At 55.6% G+C, this 21,469-nt stretch carries 12 protein-coding genes and 1 pseudogene; 6 read left to right on the forward strand and 7 right to left on the reverse strand.

Annotation, left to right across the window (positions count from 1 at the left end; all coding sequences use genetic code 11):
- Positions 1 to 183 precede the first annotated feature (183 nt).
- Positions 184 to 1,476 (forward strand): Wzx-type polysaccharide biosynthesis protein UppX, encoded by a 1,293-nt coding sequence (gene uppX / locus M0412_RS10465; RefSeq protein ID WP_161991313.1) that lies wholly within the window; start codon positions 184 to 186, stop codon positions 1,474 to 1,476.
- 100 nt (positions 1,477 to 1,576) lie between these two features.
- On the opposite strand, the gene M0412_RS10470 is transcribed toward uppX, so the two are convergent.
- Positions 1,577 to 2,338, reverse strand: coding sequence for a transporter substrate-binding domain-containing protein (locus M0412_RS10470; protein WP_142841045.1), 762 nt, complete (start codon positions 2,336 to 2,338; stop codon positions 1,577 to 1,579).
- A 170-nt stretch (positions 2,339 to 2,508) separates the two neighbouring features.
- On the opposite strand from M0412_RS10470, the gene M0412_RS10475 reads away from it, so the two are divergent.
- Positions 2,509 to 4,470 (forward strand): glycosyltransferase family 2 protein, encoded by a 1,962-nt coding sequence (locus M0412_RS10475; RefSeq protein ID WP_269698761.1) that lies wholly within the window; start codon positions 2,509 to 2,511, stop codon positions 4,468 to 4,470.
- Positions 4,471 to 4,674: 204 nt separating this feature from the next.
- Here M0412_RS10475 and M0412_RS10480 read toward each other — a convergent pair whose 3' ends face one another.
- Both M0412_RS10480 and aqpZ read right to left on the reverse strand, forming a co-directional pair.
- The gene (locus M0412_RS10480) at positions 4,675 to 4,968 is read right to left on the reverse strand and encodes a hypothetical protein (RefSeq protein WP_046800726.1); all 294 of its coding nucleotides are present in this window, start codon (positions 4,966 to 4,968) and stop codon (positions 4,675 to 4,677) included.
- Positions 4,969 to 5,057: 89 nt separating this feature from the next.
- Complete coding sequence (gene aqpZ, locus M0412_RS10485; protein ID WP_269698764.1) at positions 5,058 to 5,747, reverse strand: aquaporin Z; 690 nt, start codon at positions 5,745 to 5,747, stop codon at positions 5,058 to 5,060.
- Between the two features lie 393 nt (positions 5,748 to 6,140).
- Here aqpZ and M0412_RS10490 point away from each other — a divergent pair, with 393 nt between their 5' ends.
- A complete protein-coding gene (locus M0412_RS10490; RefSeq protein WP_269698765.1) occupies positions 6,141 to 7,124 on the forward strand; it encodes a hypothetical protein in 984 nt (327 codons plus the stop codon).
- Between the two features lie 91 nt (positions 7,125 to 7,215).
- Here the strand turns inward: M0412_RS10490 and M0412_RS10495 are convergent, their stop codons facing one another.
- Positions 7,216 to 8,472 carry a hypothetical protein gene (locus tag M0412_RS10495; RefSeq protein ID WP_269698767.1) on the reverse strand — a complete coding sequence of 419 codons (1,257 nt, stop codon included), beginning with the start codon at positions 8,470 to 8,472 and terminating at the stop codon, positions 7,216 to 7,218.
- A 95-nt stretch (positions 8,473 to 8,567) separates the two neighbouring features.
- Between M0412_RS10495 and M0412_RS10500 the strand changes: the two genes are divergently transcribed.
- From M0412_RS10500 to M0412_RS10510, 3 genes and pseudogenes are all read left to right on the forward strand, one after another.
- A complete protein-coding gene (locus tag M0412_RS10500; RefSeq protein ID WP_142841041.1) occupies positions 8,568 to 10,694 on the forward strand; it encodes an ATP-binding protein in 2,127 nt (708 codons plus the stop codon).
- Positions 10,695 to 12,335 (forward strand): response regulator receiver domain, encoded by a 1,641-nt coding sequence (locus M0412_RS10505; RefSeq protein ID WP_269698769.1) that lies wholly within the window; start codon positions 10,695 to 10,697, stop codon positions 12,333 to 12,335.
- A 312-nt stretch (positions 12,336 to 12,647) separates the two neighbouring features.
- Positions 12,648 to 13,232, forward strand: a pseudogene (locus M0412_RS10510) (recombinase family protein).
- A 23-nt stretch (positions 13,233 to 13,255) separates the two neighbouring features.
- On the opposite strand, the gene M0412_RS10515 reads toward M0412_RS10510, so the two are convergent.
- From M0412_RS10515 to M0412_RS10525, 3 genes are read right to left on the reverse strand one after another with little or no spacing between them, the layout of a single operon-like run.
- A complete protein-coding gene (locus M0412_RS10515; RefSeq protein WP_142841039.1) occupies positions 13,256 to 13,738 on the reverse strand; it encodes a hypothetical protein in 483 nt (160 codons plus the stop codon).
- Between the two features lie 52 nt (positions 13,739 to 13,790).
- Entirely contained in the window at positions 13,791 to 14,168 is a 378-nt protein-coding gene (locus M0412_RS10520; protein ID WP_142841038.1) for a hypothetical protein, read from the reverse strand.
- Positions 14,165 to 21,451 (reverse strand): hemagglutinin repeat-containing protein, encoded by a 7,287-nt coding sequence (locus tag M0412_RS10525; RefSeq protein ID WP_237681397.1) that lies wholly within the window; start codon positions 21,449 to 21,451, stop codon positions 14,165 to 14,167. Before M0412_RS10525 ends, M0412_RS10520 begins: the two co-directional genes overlap by 4 nt.
- Positions 21,452 to 21,469: the final 18 nt, after the last annotated feature.

A 21,469-nucleotide genomic window follows, 5' to 3' on the forward strand; every position in this document is an offset into this window, starting at 1 on the left:
ATCATCATTATTGTGCAATTGCTTTAACCCTCTCTTACCTCAAGAAGGCTAAGACAGGAGAAACTGCCATTCATTCGGGTTATTGGCATTCAGATTACTGGCCGATCACCGGCTTTTTCAGTTCGCGAAATATTGCAAGGCAGGGCGGTCATTGTTGAACTTGCCCGGCAATGTCGAAAAAACATGGAGAATGAGGTGTCGTTGAATACGCCGCGGTTCGGCCATCTAGTCAGACTGGGATTGACCTACATGGCATCCGGCGGGGCATTGCTGATGTCCAGCGCCGCCCAGCTTTTGACATTTGCCCTGCTCGCCCGCCATCTCGGTGTCGAACAATTCGCGCTTTACGCCTCGATTACCGCCGTGACCAATCTGGGTGTGCAGATCTGCGGCATTGGCTCGCAGGAATCGCTCATTCGCCGCGTGGCGCAGGATCGCAGCATGTTTCCCGTCATGCTTGGCCACAGTTACCTTTTGAGTGCGGCGACCGGTGTGGTCCTGACCATTATCGGCATGGCAACGATCCCGGTGTTTTTTCCGACCTCGGAAACATTGCTGCACACGCTTATCACCACCTTCCTCATCCTCATCACCAACCTCGTTCTTTTGAAGGTCATTTCGCTTTCCACACAGAGTTTCATCGCCCATTCCGACTTCGCCTCGGCCAACAAGCTGGAAGTGATGTTCGCCGTGGCGCGCACGATTGCCGCCGTGGTCGCCTGTCTCGTTTTCAAGGTGGAAACGGTGGAGGCCTGGGCTTTGTGGAACCTCGCCGCCCACACCATTGCGGCGGTGATTTCCGTGAAGGCAATCAGCAGGCTCGGCAGGCCGGTATTCCGGATTGTGCGTGATGAAATCCGCATCGGCATTCTGTTTTCCACGCAGTTCCTGTTCAAGGCCGTGCGCGGCAATGCCGACATTCTGGTTCTCGGCGCTATTGCCAGCGCCGAGGTTCTGGGCAGCTATTCCATTGCCAGGCGAATTCTCGACAGTTCCTACCTCTCCGTTGAGGCGCTTAACCGCCTGATCTATCCGGGTTCGGCCTCCGCCGCCCTGCAGGGCATCAGCAAGACGATAGAACGTGCCTATAATGTGTTGAAGGCTGCTCTCGTCATCGCAGCCGGCAGCGCGTTGGCGATCTTCATCATCGCACCATTCCTGCCCCTCTTGTTCGGCGACGAATATGTTTCGCTGCCCATCATCACCCGGGTTCTCTGCTGGGCGGTGATACCCATGGCTGTTGCGGCAACAGCGCTTGAAGCGCTAGGCGCATCCGGGCGGCAGGATATTCGCGCCAAGATATGGAACAGCGGTAACCTCATCGGTTCCGTCGTCGTCGCGCTTGCCACCTGGTCTTTCAGCATTTCAGGAACGATCGGCAGCTATTTCATGGTGGAGACCGCCATTGCCGCTGCGGTGTGGATCGCGCTTTTGCGACTGCGCCGTAATGACGAGGCGTTTGCCCCCGCGAAATAGGATGTAACGCCACGGGCGATCTGAACCGGATCGACACAGAAACTATCGTCATCCGCAGCGTTTGCCAGCGTAACGCCGCTATGCGGTTTTCCCGAATGCTCTAATAAAGCCCATAGGGGAAATACCGGCGGTAGATTTCTTCCAGCCGGCCGTTGCGGGAAAGTGCGGCAAGCGCCTGATCGAAGGCCGGCACAAGTACATTATCCGGATCGACGGCCATGATGGAAAGGCCTTCGCCAAGAAACCTGTCGGACATATAAGGGCCGCCAAAGAGCGCGCAGCAGCCTTCGGCGGCGCTTCCCGAAATCCAGAAAGGCAGGCGCAGGCCGTCAGCAAAGACGGCGTCCACCTTGCCCGTCTTCAGGGCTTCATACATGGGTTCATAACCCTCGAAACCTTCAGGCGCGGCTTTGGGAAAAAATGCCTTGAGCATCTGTTCATGCCGCGAACCGGCGACAACTCCCACCTTTTTTCCCGACAGGGCGTCAGCACCGGACCCGGAAAACTTCGCGGCCTTGTTGACCGCAAGACGGGCGGGCAACAGCAGATAGGGGCGCGAGAAGGTAAAACTCTTGCGCAGGTCAGCGGTGGTGGCGATGCCGGAAATAACCGCTTCGCCTTCCCCCATTTCCAGGGCCGCCTCCAGCTCGTCAAACGGTAATGCCTGCACCTGGCATTTGCTTTCCACCTTCAGCTGGGCGCAGATTTCACGCACCAGATCCACATGGAAACCCGCGAGCCGGCCCTCCTGATCGGTAAAATTGAACGGCGGAAAATCAACCGACATCAAAAACCTGATCCGCGGCACGGACGAAAGATCGCCGCCCGGAAATCGCTCCTGCGCATCAAACAGCACCGGCATACGGTTTCCGTCCGAGAGACCTTCGGCACGAGCTTCGCCAATAACACCAAAAAATTGTAAAGCGAAAGCTAAAGTAAAACCAATACCTATATTTCGCGTTACATTCGTCATTCTCATCTATACTGTCCGTGGCAGGATGTGGGACATTACCATGACGGCGGCGGCGATGCATGGATCAATCTAGCCATTATACACGAGAATCGTTTCGCACGACGCCAATGGAACGGAAAATTGCATTTTCATTCTCGGGCGATGATCAGCAATGGAGCGCAGCCGAACAGGCTGAACCCGGGCAGGCCGAACCCGGACAGGCGCAGTTCCTCGTTTCACTGGGCTTCGGCAAACCCTATATCGACGCATTCGAGCAGCGGGCTCTTAAAAACGGCTCGACGGTGGAAGATGAGTTGCTGGCAGGCGGCCTTGTCCAGCCGGACGCTTATTTCGGTGCTTTTGCCAGATTTCTGCGGCTGCCGTTTTTCCCGGAAATCGATCCGGAACGGGTCGAGGATATCAAAACCCTCGATACGCAACTCGCCGAACCACAGTTACTCCGGTTGAAGCCACTGAACGGCAGGCCGCTCCTTCTGATCGTGCCGGAACTGGGACGGTTTGAATTGCTGAAGACCATGCTTGATCGGCATCCGCATCTTTTCGACGAACTTGCCGTTACCACGCCGCAGGCCATGCGCAGCGCAATCTGGAAGGCAGGTGAAACGCGCCGCAGCCAGGAGGCGCAACAACGGCTTTTCAACGCGGCACCGGGCCATTCCGCCAGGATTACATTACAGGGCCAGCAGGGTTTCTACACCGGCATTCTGGTTACGCTGCTGACGCTGTCGTTGCTTTTTTATACGGAAGCGGCCCTGGCTTACATCCACGTCAGCCTGACGATGCTCTATTTCTTCACACTGCTTTTCAGGCTGTTTGCGCTTGTTAATGCTCCGCACGCTCCGACGGAAAACGAAAAACAAGCCCTCCCCGCTCTCCGAAACGACAACGACCTGCCGGTCTACACCGTTCTCGCGGCGCTCTATCGCGAGGAGGCCGTCGTCGAGCAGCTCATCGGCGCGCTGGAGCGTCTGGATTGGCCCAGGTCCCGACTGGATATCAAACTCATCTGCGAAGCGGATGATGACGCGACGATCACCGCCATCAGGCGCGTCAATCCCGGCCCGCATATTGAGCTCATAAAAGTGCCGCCATCCCTGCCGCGCACCAAACCCAAGGCGCTGACCTATGCACTCGCCGGGGCACGGGGCGCCTTCGTTGTCGTTTACGATGCGGAAGACCGCCCCCATCCGCAACAATTGCGCGAAGCCCATGCCACCTTTAGCCGCCAGCCCGACGAAGTGGCCTGCCTGCAGGCGCCGCTTATTATCAGCAATGCACGCTCCTCCTGGCTCAGCGCCTGTTTCGCGCTGGAATATTCCGGCCTCTTTCGCTGCATGTTGCCGGTTCTTGCCGCACACAGGCTGCCGCTGCCACTTGGCGGCACTTCAAACCATTTCCGCACCGCGATATTGCGCCGCGTTGGTGCGTGGGACCCCTATAATGTGACCGAGGACGCCGATATGGGCCTGAGGCTGCACAGGCTCGGTTATCGCTGCGGTGTCATCCGGCGACAGACGCTGGAAGACGCGCCAACCTCGCTCTCCGTGTGGCTGAGCCAGCGAGCGCGCTGGTACAAAGGCTGGCTACAAAGCTGGCTGGTGATGACCCGTGCGCCCCTTACAACTGCACGCCAGATGGGATGGATCGACTATATCGTCTTTCAACTGTTGATCGGCGGCATGCTTTTATCGTCGCTGACCCACCCCCTGCTGTTTCTATCCTTCGCCCTTATGGCCATGGCGATCCTGGAAAGCGGCACAGATATGCTGTTTTCCTGGCAGAGCATTCTGTTCTTCATCGATACGCTGAATATTCTCGGGAGCTACACGATCTTTGTGCTGATGGGCCGAAACAGAATGATAACCTATGAAAAGCAACAGGTCGGACAATATTGGCTAGCGATACCGGTTTACTGGCTGATGTTGTCTTTTGCGGCATGGCGCGCGGTTGTGGAACTGAAAACCAGACCCTTCGTCTGGAACAAGACACCACATATGCCGGCCGTCAAGAATTCGGCCTGACGCGGCATCCGCAATATCGATGAATGCAGTTCTCACACGTATTTTCGGCAACCGCAGAACGCATTCCACCATTGCAGAGGTGCTACTGCATAATCCGGTTTCGGCGGGTTGCCGTCATCGATACAGAATACACCAGAAGCCTTGCCGAATGAGATTTCTCCTCCGGCAAGCTCTGTCACGCCACCACGCGGGTGACCAACGGCCCTACTTGGCGACGAGTTTGTTCTTGATCAGACCGACAATGATCTGAACGATCAGACCACCGACACCGCCGCCAACCAGCTGACCCGCAAGAGCGCCGATATCCACACCACCGGCCGCCGCATTTCCCGCCGCTCCAAGCAACGAGCCAAGTACGGTTCCGCCGCCAATGCCGCCAATGGCGCCTGCAATCAGGTTGCCAAGCGAGCCGAGATCGGAATCCTTGACTATCTTCCCGCCAGCCGTGCCGCCAACCGCACCACCGATCACCTGGGCCAATATCGAAGCAAGATCCATGTCATCCTCCTCAATGGTTTCCCCGACCATTCGGGAAAACAAACTTCCCATTCATGTCTGCGCGGGCAGGAAGGAGCTGGCCTTGGACCCTACTCTTCTTTCTCGCCGAAAAGTTTCCAGACCACAGCACCGATGGCACAGCCGAGGATCGGAGCAAGCCAGAACAGCCACAGCTGCTGCAGCGCCCATCCACCGACGAACAATGCCTGTCCCGTCGAGCGGGCCGGATTGACCGAGGTATTGGTGACCGGAATGGAAATCAGATGGATAAGGGTAAGGGCAAGACCGATGGCAATTGGCGCAAAACCGGCTGGAGCCCTGCCATGCGTCGACCCCAGAATGACGATCAGGAAAAATGCGGTGAGGATCACTTCGATCAGCAGCGCTGATACGAGCGAATATCCGCCCGGTGAATGTTCACCATAACCATTGGCGGCAAAACCACCCAGTTCGGCCCCCGCCTTGCCAGTGACGATGACATAAAGCGCAGCTGCCGCAACAATCGCGCCCAGAACTTGCGCCACAATATAAGGAACGAGGTTCGATACCGGGAACTTGCCGGCCACCGTCAGACCAACGGAAACCGCCGGATTAAAATGACCGCCGGAAATGCCTCCGACCGCATAGGCCATGGTCAGAACGGCCAGGCCGAAAGCAAAAGCAACGCCGAGGAAACCAATGCCAAGCTCTGGAAACCCGGCAGCGAAAACCGCACTGCCGCAGCCACCGAAGACAAGCCAGAAAGTTCCCAGAAATTCCGAAAGAAGTTTGCGACTCATAACACTTCCCCATAATGTTACGACTGCGTCAACTATTACGTGCAATTTAATCGTAGTCAAGTTAAATTGTAGAGATGCACTTGCCACCTAGCGGCGGCCATGCACGACCTGCCCGCGGGCCGGAAAAGATTTCAGCTATATTGGAAAAATGGAGCGGGTTAAGGGAATCGAGCCACTAAACAACATACTGAAATATATATATATAAATTTCTCTATTTAGATAATTTTCCCGCTTAATATACCGTGTTTCTGTTGGATGTTGCTGGACGAACCGTGGTACTTCGAAGCTAACTGGCGGTCATCCAAATTCACCAAGAGCTGCATGTCGCCGTGCTGCATAAATCTTTATGAATCAGATAGTCTTATCCCGTTCACCAAAGTAGGCGGGATAGCATGGTCGACGTCAAAGATGTGATTGAATCAAAGGAAATGCGTGATATTATCGCGGCTATAGACGCGCTGAAGCAACGATGGGCTCCTAAACAACAATCGACCAACCACGTCCACCCAATTGACCTCGCGCTTGTCGGTAAGTACCGGGCCAAAGAAATCTTGCAGATACTGCTCGACAGCCATGATTACTACCCCGGCTACAAGGATGTTCTATCCGTAAGTTTCGGCGGTTGGTTGATCACGCCTCGAGAGCGGCGCGTTCGCGAAGTTATGATGGTGCATGCTGCTCTTGACCATATGGACGATGCCGAATTGAAGTTGGGTTACGCCGAGTTTAATTTGGAAAGAGACATAACGGCACGTTACATCCTCACAAGCATCGATTTTTTGGACGAGATTTATGACGGCTTGGGCGGCTATCAAGCTTTCGCAAACAATCCCTCCTATGAGACACTTTGGGAAGAATTCGAACGCAATGAAAAGGTCATAAGTACTGCTGTCCTCGCCATGACTTTTCTTCATCATGCCGTTGACCGGTTCAGTGCTCGGGGCCGGCCGCTCGTTCCAAGCCTCAACAAAGCGGTGCTCGCGTTGGACGAGTTAAAAGCAACCAAACCGCATTTCCCTTACAAAGAGAGATATGTGTCACGGTCTCTGCTTCACCAGCGATGGAGCCAGAATAAGCAAACACTGGCGTTACTGTATGCAGCGTCAACGATCCGCATCAACCGAAAAACGCTGTTTCAACTTATCTTGGATGGCTTCTTTTCATACAAAAACCACCAGCCTTACCTCGATATTTGGGTGCGCCGCGCTCGCTACGTTGCCGCTCACATCTTTGCGCGTATGAGCGACCTTGATCTCGAACGGAAGACCATGCGCCTCGTTGGCGACGGGCCTACCACCGCATTTGCACCTCCAAAGCTCAACGGTGTCGAGACTGCAGCTTTTGCTAAGGCTTTTCGCGATATTATCAAAAGTTAACGGGATCCCCCTTGTCCGTTCTCGACACCCTGTCCATGGACACACCTTGCTGTTGACGTCCGCTGCTCCCAAACGGCGCCCAGTCGATAGGTCAACGGAACTGAGGCGCTGGAGTTAGTGTTCCCGGAAGGGTGCTCACTTGCCCCGGAGGAGGCAAAGGCAGTGAATCGCCGTTGAATACGCCGACTTGTCTGCCGTTATCAAACTTCGGGCAGGTACAGGCCTCACCAAATCGGGAGGCATTGACGGGGCACATCGACATTGGCGTACCCGGAGGCAGTTCACTGGGTCGGATCACGCACTGCTGAAATTTTGGCACAGTCGGCATGGGTGGGCAGGAGAATGCAGTAATTCCAACCGGAAGGCTGTTTTTTGCCTCGAATACAACATTAGTGTTTTTTGCCAACGCGACACGAGCCCATTCTCGACCCGGTTGTTTGAGGAACGGAGGCAACATAAAGCCTTGCGGCGGAGAGCTTTCTCTCACTCCCATCAAAAGCACTTCTCCGGTGCAGTTGTTCGTCGCAGTGAGGTTTCTTGTATTCATATCCGTTGCAACGGCAAGGCAGTCACATCTTCCGAGGAGAGGTCCCGTGTCGAAGTTCGGTACAACACGCTCCCACCTAATTGCAACCGATGCAGGACCACGCTCTGGTGCCGGCTCGGTCCTGAACGCGTTGAAAACGCTGCACTCTCTGCGAATATCTTCTCCATAGACCACTGTAAGGGAAACGGTGACGTTGCGCGCCCTTTCTCGAGAAATCAGTATGCTATCCTGTCCAGAAAATACTTTCTCACGTGGCTGATAAAGCTGCGTCTGCAGCGATGGATCAGAAGCGTTAGAGCCACCGACTATACGAGAGCGAGAGACGATTGTTTCTCGACTTCCGGGCGGCCGCCAGTTTATCGCAATAGTGAGGAGGTCCGGATCGCTATTAGGCTTTGCATAGCAAGTTAGCTCAGGCTGCTGGAGCACGCATGCCTCCCACGCTTGCACGGCCCGCGCAGACAAGGCCTTCTGAGCTTCATATCGAAATTGATCAGTGCGGCTTGAGTTTGATGCATCGCCACAGTTTTCGCTCTTCCACTCATTGAATTTCTGCGAACTGTGGCCGCCGCTGCCGTCAAATATTCCGTACTGAACCGCCAGTTCCGTATTCGAGGACGAGCTAGCTTGGCTATAGTCCATGTTGCAGAACGAACTTTTCGCAGCCGATGATGCGGAGGCTTGATCAACAACCAACGACTGGTTCATCAGGCTTGAGTTAAGAATTGCATCGCAATCCGCTGCGCCGGCATTTACCGCAGCGAGAAAAAATAAAATGGCGGCACAGTAGCTTCTCTGCATTTCTTCCCCCGCTCAATATAGGTGAAAGTCTACAGGCCAACGCAAAAGTTGCAAGGCAGTGTTTATCCGTCTCCGCCTCCGATGACTTCCGCAACATGTCGGAAGCACACCGATTTGATCCGCTCAATATCGAAGAGCAGGCGCAGGAAGCGACCAAGCCGCGCAGACGGCTCCGCACCGGAGCTCACTCCAGATGCCCAGCATCTCGCTGGACACGTTACCTCGACATTTGGGTGCGCCGGTGCATTCGCAATAACGTCCGTCAGACGACGGCCCTCACGTCCGTTGGGCGGTATCATCGCAAGAATGAGCATATGCATCCCGTCACCCGCATGCCACTCGATGAGTGGAAGATACTAGGTGACAAACTCGACAACATTGGCGGCCTTTATGTCTATCGCGACGGTATTCGAATTCTTCCCTACGGCAATTCGGACGTGGATTGGCTGAACATTGAGCGGCGTCGCACACTCTCGGCAAATGACTGGTTTTTCTCCTACCGGCGCCTCATAGGTGACGTCCGGCTGACTAATAAACACAATGCCAATCTCGTCGAAAAGGCTGGCCGAGAGGGCTTCAGGCAGAACAAGGCCTATCGACAGATGGTCTCGCTGCTAGAACGCCTCTTCGAACGACTTGCGTTCGACTTTTTTCGCGAAAAAGCACGCATTTCCACTGACTTCGATGCCATCCGCAAGAACAAACAGCGCGACTATGAGATCCTTCAGAAGCGTGCGAAGAGCGTCAAGACAGCTAAAGATACGTTTAATGATGCCCTGTCGCGCTTCTTCGAGAGCGCCAGAAGCGGGGAATTCGAGTTTGCGTGCAAAGAGGTGCGATCAGGTTTCGCTGCTCGGCTGAACGGCTTGACCGCCCTCGCCAATCCCGTCGCTGCCGGCGACCGTCTTCTGACGATAGAGGCCGAATTCGAAATTGCAAACAAAGGCCTGCGGGATCGCATATCTATTCCGCGGCCTCGGCAATTTGGAATGAATAAGCGGCAGCAACAGGACTTTCAAGCCTACCTACGTGAACGCGAAAGACTTCTGACCGGACACTACGAGCCGATGGTGGCTGAAATCACCGAGCAAATCCGTAGGCTGCTTACCGATGGCACAACGGAAGTGGACCCCCGTCGTCGGTTGGATGAACCCGTCAAGAGGGAATCAGAGGTGGCACTGTCAAGCGCCGGCGATGCCCGCAAGAAGGTGAGCACCACACTCGAAAAGCTCGACAGCGAGATTCGCGCCACGATCAATCGAAGCTGGGCTGACCTCAGCAACCAAGTCGAGGCCGTCAAATCCGATTTGGCGCGAACCGAGGTGGCTGCACTCACACCGCAGGAAATCGAACACCGGCGCGACCGACTGATCGATCAAGTTCGGGAATCTGCCGGACGTTCCACGCAGTTAATGGATGCTTTGGGTGAGCAATTGCGTTCGGTGATGGAGGGAATGGTAAACCAACACGACTTGTTGGACGTTGCCGCCGCGTTGGAAAGTGAGAATGATGAATTGAAGGAGAGGGTCGATCAATATGCTGACCTAGCCCAGATTGGTCTAGCCCTCGGCCTTGTGCAGCACGAGTTCTCTGGTCAGGTCCGCAACATCAACAGGGGACTCGATGCACTTAAGCCCTGGGCAAGTCGGAACCGTGGGCTTGACGATCTTTACAGCAGGTTGCAGATTAGTTTCGAACATCTCGAATCTTACCTGCAACTATTCGTGCCTCTGAATCGGCGGCTGCAGCGACGACGTGTTCCGGTATCGGGTACTGAGATTGAAGAATTCATTCGGACCGTTTTTGGGCCTCGCTTCGAACGGCATGGCATCGAGTTGGACGCGCCCGACGCTTTCCGCGCTACTACGGTTACTACTTTCCCGTCGACGCTCCTACCGGTGTTCGCAAACGTCGTGGACAACGCAATTTACTGGTTGGGAGAGATGCGCGACCAATCTAAAACTATCAAGTTCGATGTTTCGCCCGTAGGTCTGACGATCTCCAATTCCGGCCCAGGCATCGATCCGCGCGACGCTGAAGGTATGTTCGAATTCGGCATAAGCAACAAGCCGGCGGGCAGAGGAATGGGCCTATACCTGTCGCGAGATGGATTACGTAAAGAAAGAATGGACATCATCCTGGAACGAGCGGCCGGAGACGTTTCGCCGACTTTCGTGATCACGGTTCCCGATGACATGATCCTACGAGCAGGGGGACAGTGAATGAGTTTAGACGCCGCACAAGCGAAGCCCGCCTTTAAGGAGTACGGCCTTAAGGCGACAAAACGTTTCTTGAAGACCGCCATAGTGATTGATGACGAGATCATCGCCGAACCTCCTACGCAACTCCCGGAGGAGGATCTGGCGGAACCTCCTCTCTTTGCGAATGCACCGAACGAGAATCACATCGGTGACGCTTCGCCAGACGTTGTACATCAAGCACTGGGTAACGATGCGGAGGTGAAAATTAGGCCGCTGGCGGACGCGTTTCTGGATAAGCGGATCGTTTGCGGCGTCCTTAAGCCGGAGGTGGCCGACACCGACTCCCAAGTCATAGACCGAGCAGTTCGCGCCGCATCCGTCGCCGACGTCGTGATAATCGACTGGTACCTGCGTCCCAACCAAGACAACCTCGCAAGGTCTATCCTCGAAAAAATACTGACTGAAGATCGGGAACTCAACGGCCGGCTCCGCCTCGTGATCGTTTACACCAGCGCCGACCCGCTCGCTGACCGTCGCAAAGCATTGGGCGAGCATCTCAAGAGAGCGAAGTTCGATGCAGTGGAAGATCCCAACGATGACACCCTTCTGACGATCGGAACTTGCCGGGTCCGGTTCGTGAGAAAGAGGTCTATTAATGTCGGCGTAGCGGTCGAGGACCTGCCGGACTTTGCGGTGGAGGAGTTTGCCAAGCTTAGCCATGGCCTTTTGGCGAATTTCGCATTGCTCGGCATTGCGGCATTGCGGGACGCCACACACCATATCCTCGCCAATCTCGACACTAGCCTTGATACCGCCTTCGTTGGCCACCGCATGTTGCTTGGTCACGTCACTGAGGCGCGTGGCTTTGCGATGAACCTATTCCTTCTTCAAATGAAGAGTGTGCTATCGTTGCCCAAGCATTTGGGCAACGCGCTCGGCGACCAAGAGTTATCGGCCTGGCTTGACGAGCACTTCAGCTATCCTGAGGCGGAGGCACATCTGGAAGCTGCCGGCACGACCAAGGATCAGCTCCGCGAGAGCGTTCTAAAGGGCGCCGGTAGGCTTGATGGTTTTCACAAGTCGCTGTTCTTACCGATAAGCAAGAACGACCCCGCCAAAGTCGGTGATATCGAAAAGGAACTCAGCCAGAACTTTGCTCGATTCGCCACTTTTGTCAGAGAGCCCGGCGGTTTTAACCCACTGCCGGAGGGCTGGTTACCGACACTGACCTTGGGTAGCGTCGTCAAGCAGGTGGGCAGAAAGACCCGATATTTCCTTTGTGTTCAACCTGCCTGCGACACGGTGCGCATCACGGAGAGTCGCTATTTCCCTTTCATCGAATTAGTCGCGAAGAAGGCAGCAAAGTCTACGGAAAACTTGGTTATACGGGATGGAGAGAAGAAGGTTGTGGTGTATGTCAGTACCTCGGCCGGATCTCGGCTGTACGACAAGTTCAAGCCTGACCTCTCCGAGACGGTGCGCGCAGAGTCCGAGGACGGCAGGTTCCTGTTCAACAGCTCGAACGACCACGTCTACTGGTGGCTCGGCGACATCGATCCGCTGAAAGCTCAACGGATTGCAACGGACGTCTCCGGGTCGCTCGCCCGTGTCGGGATCGATGAGTATGAGTGGTTGCGTCTGGGCGGTTCCGCGAAAAAGTAGAGAGGCGGGCAGACGCTGCTGCATCTCTGGCGCGATGGAAGCCAATACCTAGTTCCATAGCCGATTGTTAGGTATGCGCGAAACCGGGCATGCTACCTACCTATTCCAAGGCCTCCTAACCGAGAGACGCCAAGGCGCCCCCAAGTGCCTTGTGATGGCGAGCACCAATGTTCGCAAGGCGCAACGGCACGTGTTACATCAGGGTTATACCCTCATGTGACGAACCAGCGGTTACAGCCACTCATGTAACATCTGGGTTGACAGCGACTATTTGTGACGGGGTAGCGTCAAGCCTAAAGCTTGAGGTGACACATGGCTCGAATTGGGTACGCGCGCGTAAGCACGCTTGATCAGGATTTAGAAATTCAGCAACAGCGGCTTGTAGCCGAAGGCTGCCAGATCGTCCGGTGCGAAAAAGTCTCAGGCGCAAGCCGCCGAGGCCGAACCGAGTTGGCAACGATCATCGAGTTCTTGCGCGAAGATGACGAGTTGATCGTCACCCGACTTGATCGCCTCGGCCGTGACACCCGTGATGTTCTAAACATCGTCCACGAATGTGAACAGCGCGGCGCATACATCACTGTTCTCGAACCACACGTTTCAACAAAAGGCGAAATGGGAAAAGTCATTTAGACCGTGCTCGGCATGGTGGCGCAGATGGAACGGCGCTTCATCAGAGAGCGGCAGCGCGAGGGTATCGAGCGCGCGAAGAATCTCGGTGTATACAAGGGTGGAAGTCGTCGTGTGGATCGCGATCTCGTTATACGCCTATCGACGCAGGGAATGCTGCCATCCGCTATAGCTGCTTCGGTCGGCTGTTCTCGAATGCAGGTCTACCGAATACTTCAAAATTCCGCAGATGAGGGCGGCGTGAACACTGGACCAAAAAGAGAATGATATATCGATAGATAGACTAAAGATTATAATCCAAATATCCGCTGGCAAGTCGATTCCATCCCTGAAGACAGGCGATAGCTGTCCGTCGGAATACCGATATCGCGACGCGCGTTTATCGCTGCTATCCGTCCTGCTTTCACCGTGACGGCGATCTCGCAACTTTTCTGCGCGTCGTGCGCAGAAATGAACTCCCTGCGTCTAATTGTCATATTTTGCATATAGTCCGCTGTCTCAACATATTGTCCCGGAATATGCGCGACAATGGTGCGAAACCACACGCGGTTCCCTTCCTTGTCCTGGCCTGTCGGTGCCCCGAACCTGCTCTGAAAGTCTGCGAGTGTCTTGCCTCGCCATTGGGAGTCAAGTTTTCGGTATGGTGACAGCATCGCAGCGACGACACCGCTATTCGCGTCGTTGATCGCCGACGATGTCTGATTCAATGCGGTGCATCCAGTCAGGAACAGAGATCCGACAATAATGGAGGAGAAGGATTTCAACATCTTCATTAATTATATCGGCGTCTTCTACAATGAATCGGATGACTTACCCCAACCCTCATCAAAACCGCCCTTCGCTATGATCGCCATTAAATATGGATTTGTACTCAGCAAGCGCTTCAATAGTGGATTTAATATCCAAACTATATTCTGGATTCTGCCTTTCAAAATCCGTCAAAACCATAATACTATCATCAATACGATAATTTGTTCGACACATTCCATAGAATGTTTCAAAAATATTCTTTAACCATAGCTTCTCACTATACTTTGCCTTTTTAAACTCTTCTATCAAAGTATCCCCTGAAAAATTTATCGTTTTTCCATAGTAAACAGCAGACAAAACTGCGGATATTCTTTCTTCTGGATCGTTGTCAATACGCGACAAAATCTCAATAATTTCTTTTTCCGTTCTGTTTTCTGGCGATTTGTACTTCACTTGACAGGCCTCCCTTTGGCCGTGAACAGCCCAGCACGGATAAGTGCATTTTTCTCGGACTGCCGCAGCTCGTTCCAAGAAGACGGAACATACCCGTGATATACGCTCTCAAAGTGATTTTGAAACACAACAATTTCGCCTGTGGAACTGTCGTAACCTATACGCGCAGTACTATTCCCGCCGAGCGGCACAGAATTAGACAATGCTTGCCCTCCGTTCGTAGGTTGGGCACTTACCCCCGGACGAATCTGGTCATGTTTTGGATTTGCTTCATACCTACCGCTGAATGCCCCGGTGGGAACGGGTAGAATATCGACCGAACTGAAAACATTGCCACGGTTATCAGCTATGACAACGTTACCGTTTGCGTCAACAACTCGTGCAAAACCAACAGGCAAACCGCCTACATCGTTGCCAACCGCACCGGCGCTAGAAAGTGGTCTGTACCCTTCAGGAACGAGAACGACGGTTCCGTCGGATGCGACAACTCTTCTGTATCCGGCCGTTTGCCCCCCGCTTGCCTCCCCGTGACCTGTTCCAATGCCAGACCGCAAACCGATCACACCGTAGGCGATTTCGGTTACAGTCGCTGACACGTATTTGAGAGCTTGGCCATTTGCGAAACACCCATTCGATTGACCATGGTCCTCGCAGTAACCCACACCAGAAGCGACATCCATGATCTTCTGCTCGAAGACGGTGGAATCTCCTGTTAGCCATCGTTCCATGACCTGATAAGAGAGCAGGCGCTGCGCCAGTGACTCACTGACGCCAAGTTCCTGCAGTTTCATCACATCAAGGTATGCAAAACGCGGGTCATCGTTCAGATCACCCAACAGGTCCTGTACACACTGCCTCGTCCGGCAGGCATCAAGCTGACGGTCCTGATCGAAGTCGATCTGGCTATATTTATCTGACACGGCAGCTTTACACGCAGCAGGATCGCCAGCACTGTCGCAGCCCTTTAGTTCCTTGGCGAGATCCTCACTCTGCTTGTGAGTCAGGAAATTATAATTGACGTTGTCTAGCCCGGCGGCCGCGCCGGTTTCGCCTCCGACCGCCGCGCCGACTATTGCCGCCACCCACTGCGTGATGGCGCTTTTCTGGTCGCCGGTCAGGTTCGGATTGGCGCTCAACACCTGCTGCAAGACGCCATTGACGACTTCGCTCAATCCACCTGCGAGCGCTCCAGATCCGGCATTGCCGCCTGCAAGCTGTGCGACCAAGCCTCCAACTGCCGCATGAAGAGCAATCTTCGCCGGACTGCCTTCGGCAAAACCGAGTTTAGCGGAGATGTCACCAACGGCGATGTTGGCAAGCGCAGAGAGGGCAGCTGCACTCTCCTGTTTCGCCTTCAGACGCTCGATGTCAAATGGGTCGGCTGTTGTGTTGGCTTTAGAGAGGTCCGTGTTGAGTGAGGCCAAATCCTGTGTCTGATTGGTGAGCGTCAGCTGACCTGGCGTCAGTGTGGCGCGGGCAACCCCCTGATCCTCCTCGTTGGCCGGCTGGCCGACCACAGGAACGGGAATGCCGCCGGGCGTCAGGGATATTCCAAGACTGGAGCTCGACGCCTCGGAGCGGTTGGTTATATCCGACCATGTCAGCGAATTGGCAGAAAGCGTATTCTGAGCAGGATCGGCCGTGGAACCTATCACGCCACCGACGAGACCAACATTGCCACCGACCTTGACGTTATATCCTCCAGAGCCCGCGATTAATCCGCTTTGTTCGGAGACGTTGGCATAGTTGCCTTCAACATCGCTTTTCTGAACTCCACCGCCAACCTTGCCCGCCGAGGAAAGATTGAGGCCACCACCAGCTGTCTTTTCGTCGTAGACCATCGTGTCCTGGCGGCTGACGATGTTGAGATCGCCACCGACGGCAGCAGTAACCCGTTCACCGGACACAACAGCTCCCGCAAGCGTGGTGTCGTTGCCAGAAGCCAGTGTGACATTGCCGGTGCCCATGACATGGGTGTTGAGGTGAGTGACGCTGTTAGCGTCCTGCTTGCCGCTGCCTGCTGCAAAACCGCCACTCAGACCGCCGTTCGTAAGATTGACACCAATTGAAGCGTTTGCTGACTGGCTGCTGCTCGATGAGGATGAAGCAGACTGGGCGCTTTCCAACAGAATGGAGCCGCCAGCCATGAGAAGCACATTTCCTGATGCCGGATCGCTTTGGGTGCCTGCTGCAATCTGAACGCCACGACCGGTCAAATCGCCGGAGTTGGCGACAATGCTGACCGAATCCCCTGCTTCAATCGTTGTGACAACCGGCGTTAATGTCGAGAGAGTTGCGCTACTCTTTTGGTATGTGAAGCCGATGGACAGGCTTGCAGAGGCCAGCGGCTGAGAACCGCCGTCGATCTGCTTAAGAATGTCTTTTACTCGATACGCCGCGAGCGCAGACGGTGCGAGAGCATAGGCACCGTTCGGACCGCCAAGCTTTCCGGCAGCGTTAGCGAGACTACCCGCAGCACTCGCGAGGCCGGAGGACACCGACAGGCTGATGCCAGCAAACATCTCCTCATGCAGGCTTTCGTAGTTGGACTTGTCCTGCGCCGAAAGCAGATTGACGTTGCGCTCTGCGAGGATAGCAACATCCCGCTCAGCGGACACCTCAGCCGCTTGAAGGTTGGCATCGCGGCCCGCCGAGATTATCAGATCACGGCCGGCAGAAAGGGTGGATCTGGCACTGGTCTCGGAAGACTGGCTTGTTTGATCAACCGACTTGCCGTAGCCAATGCCCACAGAGGCGCTACCACCGCCTGAACTGAAAGAAAGACCGAAACCGGAGCGCTGCTCCTTCTGCGCCGACGAGGCACTTTCTGCCCCGGGAGTGATATTGACGTCGCGAGCTGCATCAAGGGTGATGTCACTGCTGGCTGCGATAGAGGAGCCGATGACATTCACGTCGTTTTCGCGTGCCGTGAGCGTGACATCGGTCCCCGCCTTCAGCGCAGAGCCAACGTTTAGGGTAGATGATTGGCTCTTTTCTTTCTGCTCCTTGCCCCAGAGCGAAAGGAAGCCACCGCCGGAACCGGCGAACAGACCGGATTTCTTGCTGCTGCTCTCCAGCGCGTGCTGCTCCTCCGCCCCGATGATGGCGACGCTGTCGCCGGCGACGCTAATCGCATCGCCTGCCGTTATGTTCGAGCCCGCTATGACAGCGTTGCCGCCAGCATCCAGCTTGATGTTGCCGGACGCGGAAAGCTCGGAGCCGACTGTGGCTTCATCATAGTTGTACTGCGTCGAGCTCTTTTTCGAGAGGAAGCCCTTGGATGAGGAGCTCTGTTCGAACTCCGCCGTATTCTTGCCCGACGCGATCAGAAGATCGCCGCCCGCGCTGACATTGATATCGGCTTTGCTGGTCTCATCGCCAGCCATCACCTTCGAGGCGGAGACGACGGTATCTCCACCTGAGACGATGGACACGCCCTTCCCGCCGCTGACCGATGAGCCGACGACAGTCTGCGTTTCCGTGTGGCTCGTCGTCTGTTTGCTTCCGCCGAACAGACCGCCCTTTTTCCTGTAGGTGTAATCTATCGTGGTGGTGTCGATGGCCTCAGCGACTGTCACATCGCCGGTCGCCTTCAGACCAACCGTTCCATCGGCAGCAATGTTGCTGCCGATGACGTTGAGGTTGCCACCTGCATTGGCTGAGACCGACCCGCCCGCGGTGATCTCGGAACCCTGGCTGGTGGTTCTCACAACCGTCGTAGAACTCCGCTTGTCGCGCAAAGTGCTGGTCGTTGACCGTTCGGTGACGGAGATATTGATGTCTCCGTCAGACGTCAGGCCGAGATTGCCGCCGGCCGTCACCTTCGCATTGGCGAGCAGAATGCCCTCATTGCCCTTCAGCGAGGCATTACCCCCCGCCGTGAAGGTGCCGCCGATTGCCGCGATCGACGAACCGGAAACAGTAAGATCGCCAGTCGATGCAATCATCCCTGATGTTGCAAGCAGGCCGGTATCGATCGTCACCTGATTGCCCGCGATCAGCGCGCCTGCAGAATTCAATCTTTCCCTGTCATTAGCGGCGAGATGCAGTACCGGCGCAAGAACGCTCGCGCCGTTCACCGTCTGCCACTCATAAACGACGACGGATTCGGTGAGGCTGGCGATCTCCTCAGCCGTCAAAGGTTGGCCGAGCGGGCGCTGCTGCGCTCCGAGATAGGCGGCTCCATTGTCGAGAAGCTGCTTTATCTGGGTAATTGAATCCTGCCCGGTAAAACCTGAGCCCGTGGCCAGTCTGATCTGTTGCTCAATATACTGGTTCTCGAAATAGGCGTCCCCAAGGAACTGGATCTGGCGATCCGGCTGGTAGCCGATGCGACCAAGGAAATAGCTGGAGCCATAGAATTTGGAGACGTCAAGGAAGGCGGCGCGGGTCTCATAGAGGAACGTCTGGCCGGGAATGGTGCCGCCAAAGCCGCCGGACTGTGGGGTGGCGACGCTGCCAAGCGTGAACAGCGCACCGCTTGCCGTCATACTGGACAGTAATGCGGTCGGATTGTTCGAAGGCGCAGGCGCTGCAACGGCAACACGGTCGGCGATTGATCCGGCAATCGCGGTATTGTTGACGGTAGCAAAGCCGGTGATACCAAGTGCTCCGCCCGAGCGGATTGCCGCTGGAACCCCACCGATCGCCTCGACGCTTTCCACGGTTCGTCCGGGGCCGATATCCTTTGACGCATCCCGCGTTCCAAACGGGCTGGGGCCAGGCACGGCGACCTGCCACGAACCTTCCCAACCACCTGTATCGCCGCTTGTTTTCGATTCCTGCCACTCATAGATGACATCAGGAAAATACTGGCAGCCGCCGTGCTGGTTGCAATTGAATGAAGTGGTGCGCTGCAATTGCAGGCCTAGATTGGTCAGCGTGCCGGAGCCAACAAGCGTCATGCCTGCGCCAGCTTCGATGGCGCTATAGGCATTGGTAAGGTCGATGGTGTCGACGGAAAGCGTATTACCCGCCTTGATCAGCGCTGCAGGACTGCCTGAAGATATGAGGCGATCCTCGACAACGTCCCGGTAAACGTGGTGAGCGGGAGATCCAATGACGAATCGCTTACCGGAAAACTCGACAGGCGACGAACAGTCCCCGCAGTCAGCCGCATAATAGGTGTTATACGCGGAAACGAGCGAGTTGGAGATCTGCTGGCTTGTATAGGTGGGAGCAATTGTTCTTTCGTTGCGCAGATTTACGGTAACGATCGACATGTTACGGCCAGCGGAGATCAGGCCGGAACTGTTGACAACGGCTCCGTTCCGCCCGCCAGAAGCACTTCCAGCAATTGTGAGGTCACGACCTGCGACAATCGCCCCCTGATCATTGGCAAGCACGCCGCCCACGAAAAGTGCCGCGTCGTTACCGGCATAGATGAGCCCCGTGGCGGTGTTGGTCAGGTTGCCGGCGATATTTAGGGTAAGATCATTGCCAGCAGCGAGCTGACCGGAGTTGGCAAGCTGCGAAAGCGACAGCGTCAAATCATGAGCAGCCAGAATGTTGGTGGCGCCATTAACGGTGAGGTTACCTGCTGTGATCGCGATATCACCTGACCCCTGAACAGAACGAGCTGTGCTGCTCGCGGTGACAGCATTGAGCCGCGCACCCGTCAGATCTGTCGTTCCAGATGAGGTGAGATCAATGCCACCTGACGTCAGCGTGCTGTTGGTGAGATTGATATTATTGGCATTGACGTAGAGCGTGCCGGATGTGGCAAGTCCGCTCCTGTTATTGGAAAGGTCGGCATTTTGCTGCCTGATCCTGATGTCGCCGCCGGCGGCCGTGCGCTTGTCGAAGCTGATGACACCATTTGTCGAAGACAGCAAAATGTCTCCGTTTGCCTCCAGACTGTCATAGCGGATGTCGCTGCCAGCCGAAGCCTGCAAATTCCCTTCCGCAAGCACGAGCCCGGAAATCCCCAGATCAAGGCCGGAGAGCAGAGCCAAATCACCTTTCGAAAGGAGTGAGCCCGCCGTGATCGCTCCCGAGGCCGCCGTAAGCGACATCGCCGCACCAGACTGGGCCGTGCCGCTGATGGCAATGGAGCCAGCCCCCGACCATAGCGAAACAGGGCCGGCAGCCGACGCGTCGGCCAAGGCAATACGCCCATCTGCCAGAAGGTTGAGTGCGCCACTGGCCCCGAGAGTACCGCTGACATCGATGAAGCCTGCCCCGCCATTAATCAGGATATCCTCTTCTGTACCGATAGAAGCGACCCTGGCGTCTTTCCCCGCCTTGACCGACACCGATTTTTTTGAGGTCAGACGACCGGCCGAAACACTCCCCTTCGAAGAGATGCTGACGCCGTTATTGCCAGAGGCATTGCCGATCGAAATTTTACCGTCTGCCGACAGCGAGAGCTCACCGGCATTGGCCGCCATGTCGCCGCGCATGCGAACGCCAGAGCCCTTTTCCGTGACAACCATCTTGATGCGGCCGGCCTGCATAGCCCCGAGTGCTGAACCATCGATTGCGTATTCAGGTGTCCCGGAGGTGGCATCGAGCGCTGTTGCCTCCCCGGTGGTATAATCGAACTTGCTCTTACCGGCGGTCAGACGCAGGTCCTCGCCATAGATCGTTCCGTCGATCTGGATGGTACGGGACACGACATCGAACAGACTGACTGCACCATCACCGAGCGCAAAATTCCCACCCCCAGGGCCGAAAGTGACATCCCCTGCGTTGACCGTGAATCCATTGAGACGTCCGTCAGTGCCAATGTCGGGTACGCCCGTCGTCAGCGTGGCGCGTGGCGTGTTGATGAAACCGCAGCCGTCGCAGGTGATCCCGTTCGGATTGGCGATGATGACGTCGGCCCGGCCACCGAACACTTCGGTTGGACCGAGAAGCGAACTGCGGTTTTGCGACGTGACCTCATTGAGGATGACCGTGGCGGAACCTTTGCCTTGAAGGTTTGGATTGCCAGGCGTCACGCCACCCAGTTTCGACGTGCCGATCTCACCGTTGAAGTTGTTGAGGATGACGCCGGGCGTGCCGACGTTGAAATTGTTGTATTTATTGTGCGACAGGCCCTGACCGTTGGGCCCGACAATATCGATGAGCGGCACGCCGTTCGGGGCAGCCCCTATCCCGGGGCGATTTACGGAAGAGCCTCCAGCTTCGGGCGTTATGTCCTGTGCATGGAGCAGCACCGGCTGAAGCACGAGCGTACAACTGACGACCGTTGCAATGATTTTTTGAGCCAGCGCTCCGGCATTGGCGAACAACGCGAGGTCGGTTGCTTTGCGTGGAAGACGCTTGAACTGGGATGTCATTGTTGTTCGCCTCTCGTG

It is taken from the genome of Agrobacterium sp. O3.4, from assembly GCF_041414895.1.
Taxonomy (GTDB): domain Bacteria; phylum Pseudomonadota; class Alphaproteobacteria; order Rhizobiales; family Rhizobiaceae; genus Agrobacterium; species Agrobacterium cucumeris.